General features: G+C 60.2%; 16 protein-coding genes. 9 read left to right on the forward strand and 7 right to left on the reverse strand.

The window, feature by feature from the left end; all coding sequences use genetic code 11:
• Positions 1 to 14 precede the first annotated feature (14 nt).
• Together cdhC and choX are read right to left on the reverse strand one after the other, a co-directional pair.
• A complete protein-coding gene (cdhC, locus tag ACZRKZ_RS15925) occupies positions 15 to 902 on the reverse strand; it encodes a 3-dehydrocarnitine:acetyl-CoA trimethylamine transferase CdhC (protein WP_149413410.1) in 888 nt (295 codons plus the stop codon).
• 100 nt (positions 903 to 1002) lie between these two features.
• Positions 1003 to 1947 carry a choline ABC transporter substrate-binding protein gene (gene choX / locus ACZRKZ_RS15930; protein ID WP_463982042.1) on the reverse strand — a complete coding sequence of 315 codons (945 nt, stop codon included), beginning with the start codon at positions 1945 to 1947 and terminating at the stop codon, positions 1003 to 1005.
• Positions 1948 to 2155: 208 nt separating this feature from the next.
• Between choX and ACZRKZ_RS15935 the strand changes: the two genes are divergently transcribed.
• On the forward strand, positions 2156 to 3100 hold the full coding sequence (locus ACZRKZ_RS15935; protein ID WP_463967829.1) for a GlxA family transcriptional regulator: 945 nt from the start codon (positions 2156 to 2158) through the stop codon (positions 3098 to 3100).
• Between the two features lie 57 nt (positions 3101 to 3157).
• Here ACZRKZ_RS15935 and ACZRKZ_RS15940 read toward each other — a convergent pair whose 3' ends face one another.
• From ACZRKZ_RS15940 to ACZRKZ_RS15950, 3 genes are read right to left on the reverse strand one after another with little or no spacing between them, the layout of a single operon-like run.
• The gene (locus tag ACZRKZ_RS15940; protein ID WP_463982043.1) at positions 3158 to 3574 is read right to left on the reverse strand and encodes a DUF3010 family protein; all 417 of its coding nucleotides are present in this window, start codon (positions 3572 to 3574) and stop codon (positions 3158 to 3160) included.
• A gap of 58 nt (positions 3575 to 3632) precedes the next feature.
• The gene (locus tag ACZRKZ_RS15945) at positions 3633 to 4544 is read right to left on the reverse strand and encodes an MFS transporter (protein WP_463982044.1); all 912 of its coding nucleotides are present in this window, start codon (positions 4542 to 4544) and stop codon (positions 3633 to 3635) included.
• An 18-nt stretch (positions 4545 to 4562) separates the two neighbouring features.
• Complete coding sequence (locus tag ACZRKZ_RS15950; RefSeq protein WP_463982045.1) at positions 4563 to 4967, reverse strand: lysozyme inhibitor LprI family protein; 405 nt, start codon at positions 4965 to 4967, stop codon at positions 4563 to 4565.
• Between the two features lie 221 nt (positions 4968 to 5188).
• Here ACZRKZ_RS15950 and ACZRKZ_RS15955 point away from each other — a divergent pair, with 221 nt between their 5' ends.
• The 6 genes from ACZRKZ_RS15955 to etfB all read left to right on the forward strand — a co-directional run bounded on the left by ACZRKZ_RS15955 (position 5189) and on the right by etfB (position 12925).
• Positions 5189 to 6166, forward strand: a complete 978-nt coding sequence (locus ACZRKZ_RS15955) for a dipeptidase (protein ID WP_133102352.1) — start codon at positions 5189 to 5191, stop codon at positions 6164 to 6166.
• A gap of 64 nt (positions 6167 to 6230) precedes the next feature.
• Positions 6231 to 6761: a DUF5943 domain-containing protein gene (locus ACZRKZ_RS15960; protein ID WP_095147211.1), complete on the forward strand. Its 531-nt coding sequence runs from the start codon at positions 6231 to 6233 to the stop codon at positions 6759 to 6761.
• A 15-nt stretch (positions 6762 to 6776) separates the two neighbouring features.
• On the forward strand, positions 6777 to 8837 hold the full coding sequence (dgcA, locus tag ACZRKZ_RS15965) for a dimethylglycine demethylation protein DgcA (protein WP_463967834.1): 2061 nt from the start codon (positions 6777 to 6779) through the stop codon (positions 8835 to 8837).
• Between the two features lie 132 nt (positions 8838 to 8969).
• Positions 8970 to 10913 (forward strand): dimethylglycine demethylation protein DgcB, encoded by a 1944-nt coding sequence (gene dgcB / locus ACZRKZ_RS15970; protein WP_463982046.1) that lies wholly within the window; start codon positions 8970 to 8972, stop codon positions 10911 to 10913.
• Positions 10913 to 12139, forward strand: a complete 1227-nt coding sequence (gene etfA, locus ACZRKZ_RS15975; protein WP_463982047.1) for an electron transfer flavoprotein subunit alpha — start codon at positions 10913 to 10915, stop codon at positions 12137 to 12139. The genes dgcB and etfA overlap by 1 nt, the downstream gene beginning before the upstream one ends.
• A gap of 15 nt (positions 12140 to 12154) precedes the next feature.
• Complete coding sequence (gene etfB, locus ACZRKZ_RS15980; protein WP_463982048.1) at positions 12155 to 12925, forward strand: electron transfer flavoprotein subunit beta; 771 nt, start codon at positions 12155 to 12157, stop codon at positions 12923 to 12925.
• A gap of 856 nt (positions 12926 to 13781) precedes the next feature.
• On the opposite strand, the gene gbcA is transcribed toward etfB, so the two are convergent.
• Positions 13782 to 15077 carry a glycine-betaine demethylase subunit GbcA gene (gene gbcA, locus ACZRKZ_RS15985; RefSeq protein WP_463982049.1) on the reverse strand — a complete coding sequence of 432 codons (1296 nt, stop codon included), beginning with the start codon at positions 15075 to 15077 and terminating at the stop codon, positions 13782 to 13784.
• Positions 15078 to 15360: 283 nt separating this feature from the next.
• Between gbcA and gbcB the strand changes: the two genes are divergently transcribed.
• Positions 15361 to 16461, forward strand: coding sequence for a glycine-betaine demethylase subunit GbcB (gbcB, locus tag ACZRKZ_RS15990; protein WP_463982050.1), 1101 nt, complete (start codon positions 15361 to 15363; stop codon positions 16459 to 16461).
• An 83-nt stretch (positions 16462 to 16544) separates the two neighbouring features.
• Here the strand turns inward: gbcB and ACZRKZ_RS15995 are convergent, their stop codons facing one another.
• The gene (locus ACZRKZ_RS15995) at positions 16545 to 17585 is read right to left on the reverse strand and encodes a threonine aldolase family protein (RefSeq protein WP_463982051.1); all 1041 of its coding nucleotides are present in this window, start codon (positions 17583 to 17585) and stop codon (positions 16545 to 16547) included.
• A gap of 90 nt (positions 17586 to 17675) precedes the next feature.
• Between ACZRKZ_RS15995 and ACZRKZ_RS16000 the strand changes: the two genes are divergently transcribed.
• On the forward strand, positions 17676 to 18404 hold the full coding sequence (locus tag ACZRKZ_RS16000) for a TraX family protein (RefSeq protein WP_463982052.1): 729 nt from the start codon (positions 17676 to 17678) through the stop codon (positions 18402 to 18404).
• Positions 18405 to 18452 lie beyond the last annotated feature (48 nt).

Genomic DNA, 18452 nt, shown 5'->3' on the forward strand with positions numbered 1-18452 from the left:
GGCTGTGATCGTGATTAGCCGCGCTTGGTCAAACCCATCTTGATCCGGCCTTCTGCCGGGGTCATGACCCGCGCGCCCAGTCGGCTGAGGATCTCGCTGGCGCGTTCCACCAACTGCCCATTGGTGGCCAGCACGCCTTTGTCCAGCCACAGATTGTCTTCCAGGCCGACCCGCACGTTGCCACCCAGCAGCACCGCTTGCGCCGCCATCGGCATCTGCATGCGGCCGATACCAAACCCGGCCCACACCGCGTCAGCCGGCAGGTTATCGACCATGGCTTTCATAGTGGTGGTATCCGCAGGAGCCCCCCACGGAATGCCCAGGCACAGCTGGAACAGCGGGTTATCGAGCAAGCCTTCCTTGATCATCTGTTTGGCAAACCACAGGTGTCCGGTGTCGAAGATTTCCAGCTCGGCCTTCACGCCCAGCTCTTGAATGCGTTTGGCGCCAGCCCGCAACTGCGCGGGGGTGGAGACGTAAATGGTGTCGCCGTCGCCGAAGTTCAGGGTGCCGCAGTCCAGGGTGCAGATTTCCGGCAGCAGCGCTTCAACGTGGGCCAGACGTGTCAGCGGCCCGACCAGATCAGTGTTGGGGCCGAACTCCATGGGGTTCTCGCCGCCACCGATTTCCAGGTCGCCGCCCATGCCGGCGGTGAGGTTGACGATAATGTCGACGTCCGCCTCGCGAATGCGCTCCATCACTTCGCGGTACAGCGCCACGTCACGGCTGAACTTGCCGGTTTGCGGATCACGCACGTGGCAGTGCACGACGGTGGCGCCGGCCTTGGCGGCTTCCACGGCCGCAGCCGCGATTTGTTTGGGTGTGACCGGCACGTGTGGACTTCTGGCGGTCGTGTCGCCAGCACCGGTGAGAGCGCAGGTGATGATGACGTCGTGGTTCATGAGACGGATTCCTTGCAGGCGTGATTTATAGGCGTGGTTTCAAGGTGTAGTGATGCCGTTCGCAGCCAAAGGCGGCTGCGAAACGGTGATTCAAAAAAGGTTATTTGCTGGTCAATTGCAGGTTGGCGGCAGCCGGTTTGCCGTCGAAGGTAGTCACCCCTTCCAGCCAGCGCTGCTGGTCTTGCGGGTGATCCTTGAGCCACTGTTTGGCCGATTCGAAAGCGTCCTTGTGATCGAGCAACGGCTGCATCATCCGGCTCTCGTCTTCGGCGGTGTACGTCAGGTTGCTCAGCAGACGGCTAACGTTGGGGCATTGTTGGGCGTAGGTGGGCGAGGTGACGGTCCACACTGTGGCCATGCCCTCGTTCGGGCCCAGGGCGTCGTCGCTGCCGGTGAGGTAAGTCATCTTGACGTTGACGTTCATCGGGTGCGGCGCCCAGCCGAAAAACACCACGGCTTCATTGCGACGCACGGCGCGATCCACTGCGGCAAGCATGCCGGCCTCGCTGGACTCCACCAGCTGGAATTTGCCCAGGCCAAATTGGTTCTTGGCGATCATCGCCTTGATCTGGGTGTTGGCACCTGAACCGGGTTCGATGCCATAGAGCTTGCCGCCCAATTCTTTTTCGAACCTGACGATATCGGCGAAGGTTTTCAGGCCCTTGTCGGCCAGGTAGGTCGGCACCGCCAGGGTGGCGCGGGCGTCCTTGAGGCTCGGCGCATCAAGGACCTTGACCTGCTTGGCGTCGACAAACGGGGTGATGGTCTGGGTCATCAGCGGGTTCCAGTAGCCGAGGAACATATCCAGGCGCTGATCGCGGATTCCGGCGAAGATGATTTGCTGGGACGCGCTGGTCTGTTTGGTCTTGTAGCCGAGGCCATCGAGCAATACTTGGGTCATGGCGCTGGTGGCGATTACGTCGGTCCAGTTCACCACGCCCATGCGCACGTTCTGGCAAGAAGCCTCATCGGCTGCCATGACGTTGGTGCTCAAGATGGCGCTGGCGCTGAGTGTAAGCACACAGCGGCTGATCAATCGGTTCATGGTGCATCCCTCGGCAGGTCGTTATTGTGGGTTCCGGCGTCTTTGTGCGCCGTGCAGCTAAGTTGTGCAGTTTTAAGCTACGCAGCTTGAGGGCAAACAAAACGCACGGCGGCGACCCGCTCTTGCACTGCAGCGACCTGTCCGCTTGAATGACCCATTGAACTGGGGTATCACAGTGCCCACGCGGCCCGTCCTACGAGAGCGCTCCATGTCCCAGGATTTCTACTTTTTGCTGATGCCGGGTTTCTCCGCCATCGGCTTTATTTCTGCCATCGAACCGTTGCGCGTGGCCAATCGCTTTCGTGGTGAGCTGTACCGTTGGCATGTGCTGAGCGCGGATGGCGGCGCGGTGCTGGCGAGCAACGGCATGTCGGTCAATGCTGACGCGGCGCTGGAACCGCTGAAGAAGGGTTCAACCCTGCTGGTGGTGGCCGGTTTCGAACCGCTGAAGTTCGCCACGCCCGCCCTGGAATATTGGCTGCGCCGTCTCGACCACGACGGCGTGAGCCTTGGCGCCATCGACACCGGCAGTTTTGTCCTGGCCGAAGCAGGTCTGCTCGACGGCCACCGCCTGACCCTGCACTGGGAAGCCATCGACGCCTTCAAGGAGTCCTATCCACAGCTGACGGTGACTCAGGAACTGTTCGAAATCGACCGCCGACGCATCACCTCGGCGGGCGGTACCGCCTCTATCGACCTGATGCTCGACCTGATCAGCCAGGCCCACGGTCCGGAGCTGGCGATCCAGGTGTCCGAGCAGTTCGTACTGGGCCGCATCCGCCCACGCAAAGACCACCAGCGCATGCAGATCGCCACGCGCTACGGCATCAACAACAAGAAACTGGTGCAGGTGATTGGTGAGATGGAACAGCACACCGAGCCGCCGCTGAGCACGTTGGCGTTGGCGGAGGCGATCAAGGTCACGCGGCGGCAGTTGGAGCGGCTGTTTCGGTTGCACCTCAACGACACGCCGAGCAACTTTTACCTGGGCCTGCGCCTGGAAAAGGCCCGGCAGTTGCTGCGCCAAACGGACATGAGCGTGCTGGAAGTGAGCATTGCCTGCGGCTTTGAGTCACCGTCGTATTTCACTCGAAGTTACCGGGCGCGATTTGCCAAGTGTCCGAGAGAGGATCGACGACGGGAGGTGGTTTGACCGCAATTTATAGTCAATTAGAGTGACGACCATAATTGACTATAAAACCGCTCAGTCTTACTTCTTCACCAGCGCCGAACACGCTGCTTTAAACGCTTCATGCTGATACTTGTTCAGCGTCGCTGGCAGGGCGAAATCGTGTTTCTTGTTTTGCGCGTTGATAGTCTGCGGCGACAGTAACGTCACCTCGCAGCCTTCCAGCAGCTGAAATATGCCTTCAATCTTGAAGGTGGTCGGGCCGCCGGCGAATTCGCCTTTCTTGCTGCGCTTCTTGATGGCGATGCGGGTGATACCGTTGTCGTGGATAAACGCGACCACTTGGGTGGCAAAGGTTTTGACGTTGGCCGCGTCATCGTCGTCTTCGAGGGCGATTTTTTTGGTGGCCAGGGCGATGTGGTTCAGTGTTTGGCTGTCCAGGGAGGCGACGGCGATGATGGCTTCGCTGCCTTTGATTTCGATGCCGCAGATGTTCATGGAGTCGCCTTGGAAAGGGTGGAGAGGCCGCGAATGGTCGCGCACCTTGGGATCAGGGTCAAAGCTTTCGACGGGCGCCTGCCATCAGGCTCAGGCACGCAGCCGCCAGGGCCAGTGCCGTCATTAGCGCACCCACCAACGGCGTCATTTCCAGGCTGCCCTTGGCAATCACCACACCACCCAGCGCGGCGCCCAGGTGCATCGCCGAGGTGTAGCCGCCGCTGATCGCGGCAATGCCGAAGAATACGTAGAGATAGCTTAGCGAGACACCGTGGATACCCATGGTTTGCTGCACGTATGGCGCCAGGTAGGCGAACAGCACGAAATGCCCGGTCAACAGCAACACCGAAACCATCTGCGCCAACAGCAACTGGGGAATCACCAGTTGCCGCCAGTAATCGCGCAGCGACGTCGGCGCACGGCTGGCAAAGGTAGGCAAGCTCAGACGCAGCAGCCCAGCGATCACCAGCGCCAGCAATGCCAGCAGCAAAAACGGTGCCCGCCAACTCAGTGACTCGCCCAAGGCGATACCGAGTGGAATCCCCAGCACCAGCGACCCACTGATACCCATGAACACAATGCCAATCGCCCTCCCGCGCAAACGCGTCTCTACCAGCGATGCCGACAAGGTCGACGCCAGCAGCACCACCAACGCACAACTGCCGGCACTGATGATCCGGCAGACCAGCAGCATCCAGTAATCCACCGCCAACCCGGAACCCAGGTTGCCCACCGCGAAGGTCAGCAAGGCGGCAATCAGCAACGTGCGCCGTTCAATACGCGATGTTAGCGACAGCAGCGGCGCGGCGCACAGGGCAAAGGTCAGGGAAAATACGGTCGTCAACTGCCCGGCTGCGCTCAGGGTGACGCCCAGTTCCCGGGACAATAACGGCAGAATCCCGCATACCAGGTTTTCATCAATGCCGGCCACGAAGGCGGCGAGGGCGAGCAGATAGATGCGTGGGTTCATTGGGGGCGCATATCCTGCTTATTCCTGCCCAATCGACTCCAAAAACTCCGACCGCTGGTCGCTCATCCGCGCCAGGCAGTCATTCTGCGCAATGGCATAAGCCTTGGTCCCAGGAACGGCCGGGAAGGTGTCCACCGCGCAATCGGCGTCCCGCAGCTTCTGCCATTTTTGCTGGGCGTCGACCAGGCGGGCGGTGATGTCGGCCAGTTTTGCCTTGTCGCTGCCATAGAGAGGACGCATGCGCTCCTCCAGCAGGCTTTGGTAGTTGTCCTTGAGCAGTTGCTCGGCGGTGGTTTTGTTGTAGGTGGCGCATTCCAGGGTTTGCTGGTCGTTTTCTATGCCGTCGCAGGGCGTGCTGTCGGGGTCTTCTGCCGCCTGCACGCTGGTTGCGATGAGTGCCAAAGCCAGGAAAATCGATTTCATTGCGCCGTCTCATATCAGGTGATGCGGGGAATTCTGGCTCAAGCGTAAGACAAAGAACAGTCGCCAGTCAGACATGTCATAGCACCCTTTGTCGTGGATTGACGCTTTCGGCAATTCCCCTGTCGTTTTTGCACCCGGCTCCGTCAGCCCCTGGGCATATGCTGGCCCCAAAGCGCCGGCAGACGATTCGGCGCATGAATCGCCAAAAAGGGGACAGTCTGATGAGCCCAGCCGAACTGCACGCCGACAGCATCGTTATCGACGGGCTGATCATTGCCAAGTGGAACCGCGACCTGTTCGAAGACATGCGCAAGGGCGGCCTGACCGCCGCCAACTGCACAGTATCGGTGTGGGAAGGCTTCCAGGCCACGATCAACAACATCGTCGCCAGCCAGACCCTGATCCGCGAGAACAGCGACCTGGTGATCCCGGTGAAAACCACCGCCGATATCCGCCGCGCCAAGGAACAGGGCAAGACCGGCATCATTTTCGGCTTCCAGAACGCCCATGCCTTTGAAGACCAACTCGGCTACGTCGAGATCTTCAAGCAGCTGGGCGTTGGCGTGGTGCAGATGTGCTACAACACCCAGAATCTGGTGGGCACCGGCTGCTACGAGCGCGACGGCGGCCTGTCGGGCTTTGGTCGCGAGATCGTCGCCGAGATGAACCGCGTCGGCATCATGTGCGACCTGTCCCACGTTGGTTCCAAGACTTCCGAAGAGGTCATCCTCGAATCGAAAAAACCGGTGTGCTACTCCCACTGCCTGCCGTCGGGCCTTAAAGAGCACCCGCGCAACAAGTCCGATGAAGAACTCAAGTTTATTGCCGACCACGGCGGCTTTGTTGGCGTGACCATGTTTGCGCCGTTCCTGGCCAAGGGCATTGATTCGACCATCGACGACTACGCCGAAGCCATCGAATACACCATGAACATCGTCGGCGAAGACGCCATCGGCATTGGCACCGACTTCACCCAGGGTCATGGCCAGGATTTCTTTGAAATGCTGACCCATGACAAGGGCTACGCCCGCCGTCTGACCAGCTTCGGCAAGATCATCAACCCGCTGGGCATCCGCACCGTGGGCGAGTTCCCCAACCTGACCGAGACATTGCTCAAGCGCGGCCATCCTGAGCGCGTGGTGCGCAAGATCATGGGCGAGAACTGGGTCAGCGTCCTCAAGGATGTCTGGGGCGAATAAGCCCACCTCTAAACAACGATCCCGTAGCACGACAACACAACGAATTTTCTGGAGTTAAGTTTCCATGGCCAAGATCGCCCCTCAATTGCCTATCGAAGTCGACAGCGAAACCGGTGTCTGGACCTCTGACGCCCTGCCGATGCTCTACGTGCCACGGCACTTTTTCGTCAACAACCACATGGGCATCGAAGAAGTTCTGGGCGCTGACGCTTACGCCGAAATCCTCTACAAGGCCGGCTACAAATCTGCCTGGCACTGGTGTGAAAAAGAAGCTGAATGCCACGGCCTGGAAGGCGTCGCGGTGTTCGAGCACTACATGAAGCGCCTGTCGCAACGCGGCTGGGGCCTGTTCAAGATCCAGGACATCGACCTCGACAAAGGCACTGCCAGCGTCAAGCTCGAGCACTCGGCATTCGTCTATGTGTACGGCAAGGTCGGGCGCAAGGTCGACTACATGTTCACTGGCTGGTTTGCCGGCGCCATGGACCAGATCCTGCAAGCGCGCGGCAGCAAGGTTCGCACCGTGGCGGAACAGGTCTACGGCGGCTCCGAAGAGGGCCACGACGACGGCCTGTTCACCGTCAAGCCGTTGTAAGTCGAGGACCCTGCCATGGCTTTCGAAGCAATGTTTGCGCCGATCCAGATCGGCAAACTGACCATCCGCAACCGCGTGCTCAGTACCGCCCACGCCGAGGTGTATGCCACCGACGGCGGCATGACCACCGACCGCTATGTGAAGTATTACGAAGAGAAAGCCAAGGGCGGGATCGGCCTGGCGATCTGCGGTGGTTCTTCCAGTGTCGCCATCGACAGCCCGCAGGGCTGGTGGAAATCGGTGAACCTGGCCGATGACCGGATCATTCCGCACTTCCAGAACCTGGCCGATGCCATGCACAAGCATGGCGCCAAGATCATGATCCAGATTACCCACATGGGCCGTCGCTCGCGCTGGGATGGCGAGCATTGGCCGACGCTGCTGTCGCCGTCAGGCATCCGTGAACCGGTGCACCGCGCTACCTGCAAAACCATCGAGCCGGAAGAAATCTGGCGAGTGATCGGCAACTACGCCAGCGCTGCGGCACGGGCCAAGGCCGGTGGCCTGGACGGCGTGGAGCTGTCGGCAGTGCACCAGCACATGATCGACCAGTTCTGGAGCCCACGGGTCAACAAGCGTACCGACGAATGGGGCGGCAGCTTTGAAAATCGCATGCGCTTCGGCCTTGAAGTATTGAAGGCTGTGCGCGCTGAAGTAGGGCCGGATTTCTGCGTCGGCATCCGTTTGTGCGGCGATGAATTCCACCCGGATGGCCTGTCCCACGAGGACATGAAACAGATCGCCAAGTACTACGACGACACCGGCATGCTCGACTTTATCGGTGTCGTCGGCTCGGGCTGCGACACCCACAACACCCTGGCCAACGTTATCCCCAACATGAGTTATCCACCGGAGCCATTCCTGCACTTGGCGGCCGGGATCAAGGAAGTGGTCAAGGCCCCAGTGCTGCACGCGCAAAACATCAAGGACCCGAACCAGGCGACCCGCATCCTGGAAGGCGGCTACGTGGACATGGTCGGCATGACCCGCGCCCACATCGCCGACCCGCATTTGATCGCCAAGATCAAGATGGGCCAGATCGACCAGATCAAGCAGTGCGTCGGTGCCAACTACTGCATCGACCGCCAATATCAGGGCCTGGACGTGTTGTGCATCCAGAACGCCGCCACTTCCCGTGAATACATGGGAGTGCCGCATATCATCGAAAAATCCACCGGAGTGAAACGCAAAGTGGTGGTAGTCGGTGCCGGTCCTGCCGGGATGGAAGCCGCCCGCGTTGCTGCTGAACGTGGCCACGATGTAACCCTGATCGAGAAGAAAGAATTTATCGGCGGGCAAATCACCACTGCCTCGAAAGCGCCGCAACGGGACCAGATTGCCGGGATCACCCGCTGGTTCCAGCTGGAACTGGCGCGGCTGAACGTCGACCTGCGCCTGGGCGTGGCGGCGGATGCGGCGACCATCCTTGACCTGCATCCGGACGTGGTAGTACTTGCTGTTGGTGGGCATCCGTTTCTGGAGCAGAACGAACATTGGGGCGCAGCCGAAGGCTTGGTAGTCAGCAGTTGGGACGTGCTCGACGGCAAGGTAGCGCCGGGCAAGAACGTGCTGGTGTACGACACCATTTGCGAGTTCACCGGTCTGTCGGTGGCGGACTTCTTGGCCGACAAGGGCAGCCAGGTGGAGATTGTCACTGACGATATCAAGCCGGGCGTGGCCGTCGGTGGTACGTCGTTCCCGACTTACTACCGCAGCATATACCCCAAGGAAGTGATCATGACCGGCGACATGATGCTGGAAAAGGTCTACCGCGAGGGCGACAAGCTGGTGGCGGTACTGGAGAACGAATACACCGGCGCCAAGGAAGAGCGGGTGGTCGATCAGGTGGTGGTCGAGAACGGCGTGCGCCCGGATGAAGAAATCTACTACGCACTCAAGCCAGGTTCGCGCAACAAGGGCCAGATGGACATCGAAGCCTTGTTCGCGATCAAGCCGCAACCGTGCCTGAGCGAGGCGGGTGAGGGGTACTTGCTGTTCCGCATTGGTGACTGTGTGGCCCAGCGTAATACCCACGCCGCCATCTACGATGCCCTGCGCCTGTGCAAGGATTTCTAGGCAACCTCCCTGTAGGAGCGAGCTTGCTCGCGAAGGTCGTGAACGATGACGCGGGAAGTCTGACTTAACGCGGCGTTCTCAGGTTTTTCGCGAGCAAGCTCGCTCCTACAAGACCCTTGCGGGAGCTTCACCATGTTGAACACCCTTCTTCCCATCCTGCTCTTTGCTGCCCTGGGCCTTGCCGTCCTTGGCGCCTTGCGCCGGGTGAACATGTGGCGACGCGGCCGTTCGTCCACGGTCGACTTGATCGGCGGCCTGCTGGCCATGCCCAAACGCTACATGGTCGACCTGCACCACGTGGTCGCCCGCGATAAGTACATCGCCAACACCCACGTCGCCACAGCTTTGGGCTTTGTGCTGTCGGCGCTGCTGGCGATCCTGGTGCATGGTTTCGGCCTGCATAACCGCATCCTCGGCTACGCCTTGTTGCTGGCCTCGGTGCTGATGTTCGTCGGCGCGAGCTTTGTCTACCTGCGCCGTCGCAACCCGCCATCGCGCCTGTCGAAAGGCCCGTGGATGCGCTTGCCGAAAAGCCTGATGGCGTTCTCGGTGAGCTTCTTCCTGGTGACCCTGCCAGTGGCCGGGATTCTGCCTGTCGATTTCGGCGGCTGGCTGCTGGCGGCGCTGCTCGGCCTGGGCGTGCTGTGGGGCGTGTCGGAAATGTTCTTCGGCATGACCTGGGGCGGGCCGATGAAACATGCCTTCGCCGGTGCCTTGCACCTGGCTTGGCACCGTCGCGCCGAACGCTTTGGCGGTGGCCGTTCCACTGGCTTGAAGCCTTTGGATCTGACCGACAAAACCGCGCCGCTGGGCGTGGAAAAACCCAAGGATTTCACCTGGAACCAGCTGCTGGGTTTCGATGCCTGCGTGCAGTGCGGCAAGTGCGAAGCCGCTTGCCCGGCGTTCGCCGCCGGCCAACCGTTGAACCCGAAAAAACTCATCCAGGACATGGTCGTCGGCCTGGCCGGCGGCACCGACGCGAAGTTCGCCGGCAGCCCGTACCCAGGCAAGCCAGTAGGTGAACACAGCGGCAACCCCCATCAACCGATCGTCAATGGCCTGGTGGACGCCGAGACCCTATGGTCCTGCACCACTTGCCGCGCCTGCGTGGAAGAGTGCCCGATGATGATCGAGCACGTGGACGCCATCGTCGACATGCGCCGCTACCTCACCCTGGAAAAGGGCGCGACGCCGAACAAGGGCGCCGAAGTTCTGGAAAACCTGATTGCCACCGACAACCCTGGCGGCTTTGCCCCTGGTGGGCGGATGAACTGGGCGGCGGATTTGAACCTACCGCTGCTCAGCGACAAGAAAACCACCGACGTGCTGTTTTGGGTCGGCGACGGTGCTTTCGATATGCGCAACCAGCGCACCTTGCGCGCCTTCGTCAAAGTGCTGAAAGCGGCCAAGGTCGACTTCGCCGTGCTGGGCCTCGAAGAGCGCGACAGCGGCGATGTGGCCCGTCGTCTGGGCGATGAAGCGACTTTCCAGCTGTTGGCCGCGCGCAATATCCAGACCCTGGCCAAATACAGCTTCAAGCGCATCGTCACCTGCGACCCCCACAGTTTCCATGTGCTGAAAAACGAATACGGCGCCTTCGATGGCAACTACCTCGTCCAGCACCACAGCACCTATATGGCCGAGCTGATCGATGCTGGCGCCCTCAATCTGGGCCAGCACAAAGGCAACAGCGTGACCTATCACGACCCGTGCTATTTGGGCCGTTACAACGGCGAATACGAGGCGCCGCGCCAAGTGCTGCGGGCGCTGGGGATCGAGGTCAAGGAAATGCAACGCTCTGGCTTCCGCTCCCGTTGCTGCGGTGGCGGTGGCGGTGCGCCGATTACTGATATTCCAGGCAAACAGCGGATTCCCGATATGCGCATGGAAGACATCCGCGAAACCGGCGCCGAGCTGGTGGCCGTGGGTTGTCCACAGTGCACGGCGATGCTTGAAGGTGTCGTCGAACCTCGCCCATTGATCAAAGACATCGCAGAGCTGGTGGCCGACGCCTTGCTGGAAGACGCTGCGCCTGCAAAATCACCGATCAAGCGCGAACCCGTGGAGGTGCATTGATGAGCGACATTATTCGCCGCGACCCACGGGCCGAATGGATCGCCCGCAACCGTCTGCACCCGCTGCATGCGGCGATGCAGCCGGTACAACACAGTTGGATGGGGCCCAACGGCGTCATCCGCAAGAACGTGCATGGCGTCGGGTTTATCGGCCCCAACGGCATAAAACGCATCGACCGCAGTGGTGCCCAGCAAGGCGGCGCGGCCAAGCGTTCGGCGGCGGCGCAAGTGCAATTGCAATTGCCGCTGCATCAGGTGGCTGCACCTGCGTTCTACATCAACGTGGTGCCGGATATGGTCGGCGGCCGCTTGAGCAGTCACGACCGTGACTTGCTGGGCCTGGCCCGGCAGTTGGCCGGCAACGACGGTGCGGTGTTGGCGGTGGTGTTTGGCGAACATAAGGAAAACGCCTTTGCCACAGCGGGTGTCGACCGACTGCTGGTGCTGGAAGGTCATGAGTTCGACGGTTATTCACCGGAGCAAAGGGTCCAGGGCCTGCGGGCTGTGGATAACCAGTTCAACCCGCGCCATTGGTTGCTGCCTGACAGCCGAACCGGTGGCGGTGAACTGGGCCGACGGTTTGCCGCGAGCCTCAAGGAACGCCCGGCAACGCGGGTGTGGCAGATCAAGGGCCAGGAGTGTATCGGCCGCGCCGGAGCCGGTCAGGAAGACCTGGTGAGACCACTGCCACGAATGATTTTGGCCGCAGTGGAGTGCGCGGAACCCGTCAGCGAAACACGTCACGAAGTATTGCCCGTGGAGTTATCCACAAGCCTGGCGCGCAGCCTGCCGCGTATCGACGATCTTGGCGCGGTGGCGGTGGACCCGGCAGCGATTCCCATGGCTGAGGCAGAATTTATTTTCTCCGGTGGCAACGGGGTCAAGGATTGGGCGCTGTTTCACCAGGCCGCAGCTGCCCTGGGCGCTACCGAAGGCGCGTCGCGGGTGGCGGTGGACGACGGCTTTATGGCCCGTGATCGCCAGGTTGGCGCCAGCGGCACTTGGGTCACTGCGCGGGTGTACGTGGCCGTGGGGATCTCCGGGGCGATCCAGCACCTGCAAGGCATCGGTACCTGCGACAAGGTGGTGGCGATCAACCTTGACCCCGGTTGCGACATGATCAAGCGTGCCGACCTGTCGGTGATCGGCGAAAGCGCCGCGATTCTGCAAGCCTTGATCGCAGCGGTCGAGGCCTACCGCAATGGCGCCAAGCGCGATGCGGCTTAAGCAAAGGATATGGCCATGACGACCAACGTAATCAGCCTGGTGTCTATCGGCGCCCACCCGACTTCAGGCCGGCCACGCCGGGCTGAACAGGATGCACGCGCCGTGGAACTGGGTTTGCAGCTGGCTGGGAATAACCTGCAAGTGCTGCATGCCGGTGATATTGCGGAACCCACCCTGCGCGCCTACCTGGGCATGGGATTGGAACAGCTGCATGTGCTGGAACAACCCGCTGGCGCTGACGCACTGCTAGTCCTCAGCGATTATCTGCGCGATGCCGGCGCCCAGGTGGTGCTGACCGGCAGCCAGGCGGAAACCGGTGAAGGTTCCGGGATGTTGCCGTTCCTGTTGGCCGAGCAACTGGGCTGGCCGCTGATTGTCGGCCTGGCCCAGGTGGAGTCCATCGACGGTGGCGTGGCCCATGTGCTGCAAGCGCTGCCCCGTGGCCAGCGGCGGCGCCTGAAGGTGCGTTTGCCGTTTCTGGCCACGGTGGATAACGCTGCGCCAAAACCACGGCAAAGTGCCTATGGCCCGGCCCAGCGCGGGTTGCTGGAAGCTCACGAGGTGCAGGTGCTGGACGATGAGTTATTCATCGCCGCCGTGCTGCAACCGGCGAAGCCTCGGCCCAAGCGCTTGAAGGTGATCAAGGCCAAGAGCGGTGCAGATCGCATGAAGGCGGCGACGGCGAAGGCCAGCGGCGGTGGCGGGCAGGTACTCAAGGGTGTCAGCCCCGAAGACGGCGCCCAAGCCATCCTAAAGCTGCTGATCGAGGAAGGCGTGGTGCGCTAAGCCCTCCTTTGTAGGAGCGAGCTTGCTCGCGAAAAACGTCAACGATAACGCAGCGTGTCTGGTCTAACGCGGCGCTCTCAAGTTCTTCGCGAGCAAGCTCGCTCCTACAGGAGATTTGTGGGGTTACCCACAATCCCTGTTGGCCCAGCTGTGGATAACCTGTTCGCGGTTGTCCACACCCCATGTAAATCAAGCCCTGTAGCCCTCTGTACGAAAAACAACCAACCTAACTGACGGTTTTTCCTTGGGTTTTTCTGTGGATAAGGAAAATGTCCGGCGCAGAGTTGCCCCCAAAGTCTGTTGGTGCTTCTGTGGATAAGATGTTTGCTATCCACTACAGCCCTTATAGATAAGGGCTTTCAGTGGGCTGATCAAAATATGATCAATGTCGCCATTTCAGCCTGAATCTCCTCTCAAAGCCTCGATTTTTCGAGGCAGTGGGCGGTTTTCCACAGATAGACCAAAGTTGCCCCCAAAGTCTGTTGGCGCTTCTGTGGATAAGGTGTTCGCGTTCCTCTGTAGAGCATATAAACCGTGGCTTTCAGGCTTTAGATCAAAAAATGATCAATATTGGATAAAATCCATAACTTTGAATAAGTCACGGATCTTCTTGAGTTTATTTCGAGAGAGCAGCGCAGTTGCCCACAATTACTGTGGGTGGCTTTGTGGATAAGTTGTTAGGGGATGGCTGGAGGGCAGGGCGGTGAAGAGCTTCAAGGCTATCGGTTGATTTTTGTACAGCGAGGGCTTCTGTAGGAGCAAGCTTGCTCGCGATGGACGCTAACGATGACGCGGGCATCCTGAGTGAACGCGGCGCTCTCAAGTCCTTCGCGAGCAAGCTCGCTCCTTGGCGGTTTTATTCGTGCACAGCAACGCCTTTCAAGTACGGCGCCGGTGCCGCCCCCAGGTTGCTCAGCATCCGCTCGCTGTACCAATCCACAAAGTTCACCACACCAAACTCATAGGTCTTGGAATACGGCCCAGGCTGGTACGCCGTGGAGTTGATTCCACGTTGGTTCTCTTCCGCCAGGCGACGGTCCTGATCGTTGGTAGCGTCCCACACCTGGCGCATGCGGTCGACGTCGTAGTCCACGCCTTCCACGGCATCCTTGTGGACGATCCACTTGGTGGTGACCATGGTTTCCTGGGCACTGATCGGCCACACGGTGAAGACGATGATGTGATCGCCCATGCAGTGGTTCCACGAGTGGGGCAGGTGCAGGATGCGCATCGAACCGAGGTCCGGGTTCTGGATGCGGCCCATCAGCTTCTTGCAGCCTTGCTTGCCGTCGAGGGTCATGGACACGGTGCCCTTGAGCAGCGGCATGCGCACGATACGGTTACGCAAGCCGAAGCTGGCGTGGGCGTAAGGGATCTTCTCGGCATCCCAGGCAGCAGCCGAGGCGGCAACGTGGTCCTTGAACGCTTGGTCGGCCCGTGGGTCGGTGACGTCGTCCCATTCCAGCAGGCTTTTCAACAGTTCCGGGTGCGAGGCGTTGCAGTGGTAGCACTCGCGGTTGTTTTCCAGCACCAGCTTCCAGTTGGCCTTTTCGAACAAGGTGGTGGTAATCGCCACCTTGGTGTTTTCCATGTCGTAGGGCTCCATGTAATGGCTCAGGGTCGACAGGAAGTCGTCGATGGCCGGTGGGTTCTGCGACAGGCTGATGAAGATATAACCGCCTGCGGTCTTCACGCTTACTGGCTTGAGGCCGTACTGCTTCATGTCGAAGTCAGCGCCCATCTCGGTGCCGGCGAACAGCAGGCGGCCGTCCAGCTCATAGGTCCACTGGTGGTAATGGCAGACCAGCTTGGCCACCTTGCCCTTGTCGCTGGTGCACAAGCGCGAACCGCGATGGCGGCAGACGTTGTGAAAGGCATGCACCACGCCGTCGGCGCCGCGAATGACGATGATCGGGTTCTTGCCCACTTGCAGGGTGATGTAGTTGCCCTTGGTGGGGATTTCGCAGGTCATGCCGGCGATCAACCACTCTTTCTGGAAGATCTCCTGCATATCGATATCGAACAGCCGCTCATCAGAGTAAAACGGCTGCGGCAGCGAAAAGGTGCGCTCGCGCTCTTGCAGCATGTGCGCGGTGGCCTTGCGTGCGGGTTCCAGCGGATCGCCCAAGCTTAAGGTTGCGGTGACGTCCATCGTGTGTGTCCTCATGGCCATTCTGTGTGGCCGGCGAAAGTGGCTACGGTTAGTGCTGCGCAAGGCGTAAAGAAAGCGTCTTTATGTGGAGCGAGTGTGGGGCCGGCGCCGCCCGCAACCTTATCCATTAGCGACATGGCCCACTCTGTTTCCGACGTGCAACCCCCGTGGTATGGGGGCTGGTCGCGATAAGTATGTGAATGTCGCAGATAGATAAATGGGTGGTTCGCGCGTTACGCAGAATCGCCACCATAAGGCCGACCATCGGCGGTGGAGTACAAGCATGTCCAACAGCTTCCTGAATCCGGTAACCACCCAGACCTGGGCCAATGGTCGGCACATCGTCCGCTGCGTCAAAGTCATCCAGGAAACCTGGGACGTGCGCACCTTCTGCTTTATGGCTGATCAGCCGATCCTGTTCTTTTTCAAGCCGGGGCAGTTTGTCACCCTGGAGCTGGAAATCGACGGCCAGCCGATCATGCGCTCCTACACCATTTCCAGCTCACCGTCGGTGCCTTATAGCTTTTCGGTAACCATCAAGCGTGTACCGGGCGGCAAGGTTTCCAACTGGCTGCACGATACCCTGCACGAAGGCCAGGAGCTGGCGGTGCACGGGCCGGTCGGGCTGTTCAACGCCATCGACTTCACCAACCCGAAAGTGCTGTATCTGAGCGGTGGCGTGGGTATCACCCCGGTGATGTCCATGGCGCGCTGGTATTACGACACCAATGCCAATGTCGACATGGTGTTTGTCCACAGTGCCCGCTCACCGAAAGACATCATTTACCACCGCGAACTGGAGCACATGGCGTCGCGGATCGATAACTTCAGCCTGCACCTGATTTGCGAAAAACATGGATTGGGCGAGCCTTGGGCCGGCTATCGCGGTTACCTGAATCAGAAAATGCTCGAACTGATGGTGTCAGACTTCCTGGAGCGGGAAGTCTTCTGCTGCGGGCCCACGCCGTACATGAACGCAGTCAAGCGCTTGCTGGAAGTCAACGGCTTCGACATGAGCCGCTACCACGAGGAATCCTTCGGTGCGACGCCACCGGAAGCCCGGGCCGACGCGGTGGAGCAAGCCGAACAAGCGGCGGATGCACCGGAAATCGCCCTGGCGGATCTGCATCAGGTGGAGTTCATTTCTTCTGGCAAGAGCATACGCGTGGCACCGGGCGAGACCGTTCACGCCGCTGCGGCCAAGCTCGGCCTGCTGATCCCCAAAGCTTGCGGCATGGGGATTTGCGGGACCTGCAAGGTGATGAAGCTGGGTGGCGAAGTCGAGATGGAGCACAACGGCGGGATCACCGAGGAGGATGAAGCTGAAGGCTACATCCTGTCGTGCTGCAGCGTGCCAAAGGGCGACGTGCGTATCGAGTTCTAAGCGCTAAGTTGTGCACAAACTCTTGTGGCGAGCGGGCAAGCTCGCTCGCCACAGAGACCGGTTTTACCCTGTGTATCAGCGTTTCAGGCGCTCATCACTTCCCGAATATCCGCCGCCAACTCCCGCACGCGATCTTCTTCGGTATCCCACGCGCACATGAATCGCGCGCCGCCCTTGCCGATAAAGGTGTAGAAACGCCAGCCCTTGGCTGTCAGCGCGGCGATGGCCGGTTCCGAGAGTTGCAGGAACACGCCGTTGGCCTGTACCGGGAACATCAACTCAACGCCAGGAATGTCCGACACCAGGCTGCTGAGCAGTTGCGCGCAGTGGTTGGCATGGCGGGCGTGTTTGAGCCAGGCGTCGTTTTCCAGCAGGCCGACCCATGGCGCGGAGAGGAAGCGCATCTTCGACGCCAGTTGCCCGGCCTGTTTGCAGCGATAGTCGAAGTCTTCGGCCAGTTTGTGGTTGAAGAACAGGATAGCCTCACCCACGGCCATGCCGTTCTTGGTACCGCCAAAGCACAGCACGTCGACGCCGGCTTTCCAGGTCAGGTCTGCAGGCGAGCAGCCGAGGAACGCGCAGGCGTTGGAGAAGCGCGCGCCGTCCATGTGCAGGTTCAGCCCCAGTTCCTTGCAGGTGACGCTGATGGCGCGGATTTCTTCCGGGGTGTAGACGCTGCCGACTTCGGTGGCTTGGGTGAGGGTCACAACGCGTGGTTTTGGATAGTGGATGTCCTGGCGCTTGAGGGCGATCTCGCGGATCGACTCAGGCGTCAGCTTGCCGTTTTCAGTGCGGGCGGTGAGCAGCTTGGAACCGTTGGAGAAAAACTCCGGCGCGCCGCATTCGTCGGTTTCGACGTGGGCGGTTTCCGAGCAAATCACGCTATGGTAGCTCTGGCACAGTGAAGACAGCGCCAGGGAGTTGGCCGCCGTGCCGTTGAAGGCGAAGAATACTTCGCAGTCGGTTTCGAATAGTTTGCGGAAACCGTCGGCGGCGCGGTGGGTCCACTCATCATCGCCATAGGCGCGCTGATGGCCCTGGTTGGCCAGTTCCATCGCGGCCCAGGCTTCAGGGCAGATGCCGGAATAGTTGTCGCTGGCGAATTGTTGGCTCTTGTCGGTCATGGCCCGTTCCTGTGGTCGATGTTGGTGCGCACTTTAACCAAGATTGTCGAGGGTGCGCACGCACTGTTAATGCAAAGTCTTTGGGGAATTATGCACGGTACTGAAACGATTCCTGTAAGCCGCGTCCGCAATGGCGCCCTCGATCTGCTCAAGTGGCTGGCGCTGCTAAGCATGGTGCTGGATCACCTGCGGTATGTCGGTTTGAACCTGGATGGGCTGTATGTGCCAGGGCGCTTGGCGTTCCCGTGGTTCTGCCTGGCGATTGCGGCGAATTTGCATCGGGTCGGGAATGCGCCGGTGACGGGGCAGTGGCGTTATCTGGGTTGGTTGTTGCTGTTCAGTGTGATCAGTGAGGTGCCGTATCGGATGTTCATCGTCGATGCGGACACTCTCAACGTGCTGCCAACTCTGGCGCTGGGGTTGCTGGTTGCCCGAGGATGGCAGCAGAAGGCGCTCATGGATCGAGGATTGGCGCTGATCGCTCTTGTTCTGGCGGCTGTTTTCTCGACGCAACTGATGTTCGGCTTCTTTGGCGTGTTGCTGCCGTTGGCGATGCTATTGGTGTTTTGCAGGCCCTGGTATTTCAGCGTGCTGCCGGGGCTGGTGTGTCTAGCGGCCAATCAATGGCAGATTCTGCTCAATAGCGGCACTGCTGCTGCGCTGCTGGGGTTAGCGACATGCCTGATTGCGCCACTGGCCGGACTTGTCCTGTTGCGACATGCCGGACACGTCTCACCGCCCGCCATGCGGCGCTGGGCGTATGCCCTCTATCCGTTGCATTTCCTCCTGTTATTACTCGTCCGTCAGATCATCGCCTGACCCCTGTAGGAGCGAGCTTGCTCGCGAAAAACGTCAACGATAACGCGG

Source organism: Pseudomonas sp. c313, assembly GCF_055407145.1.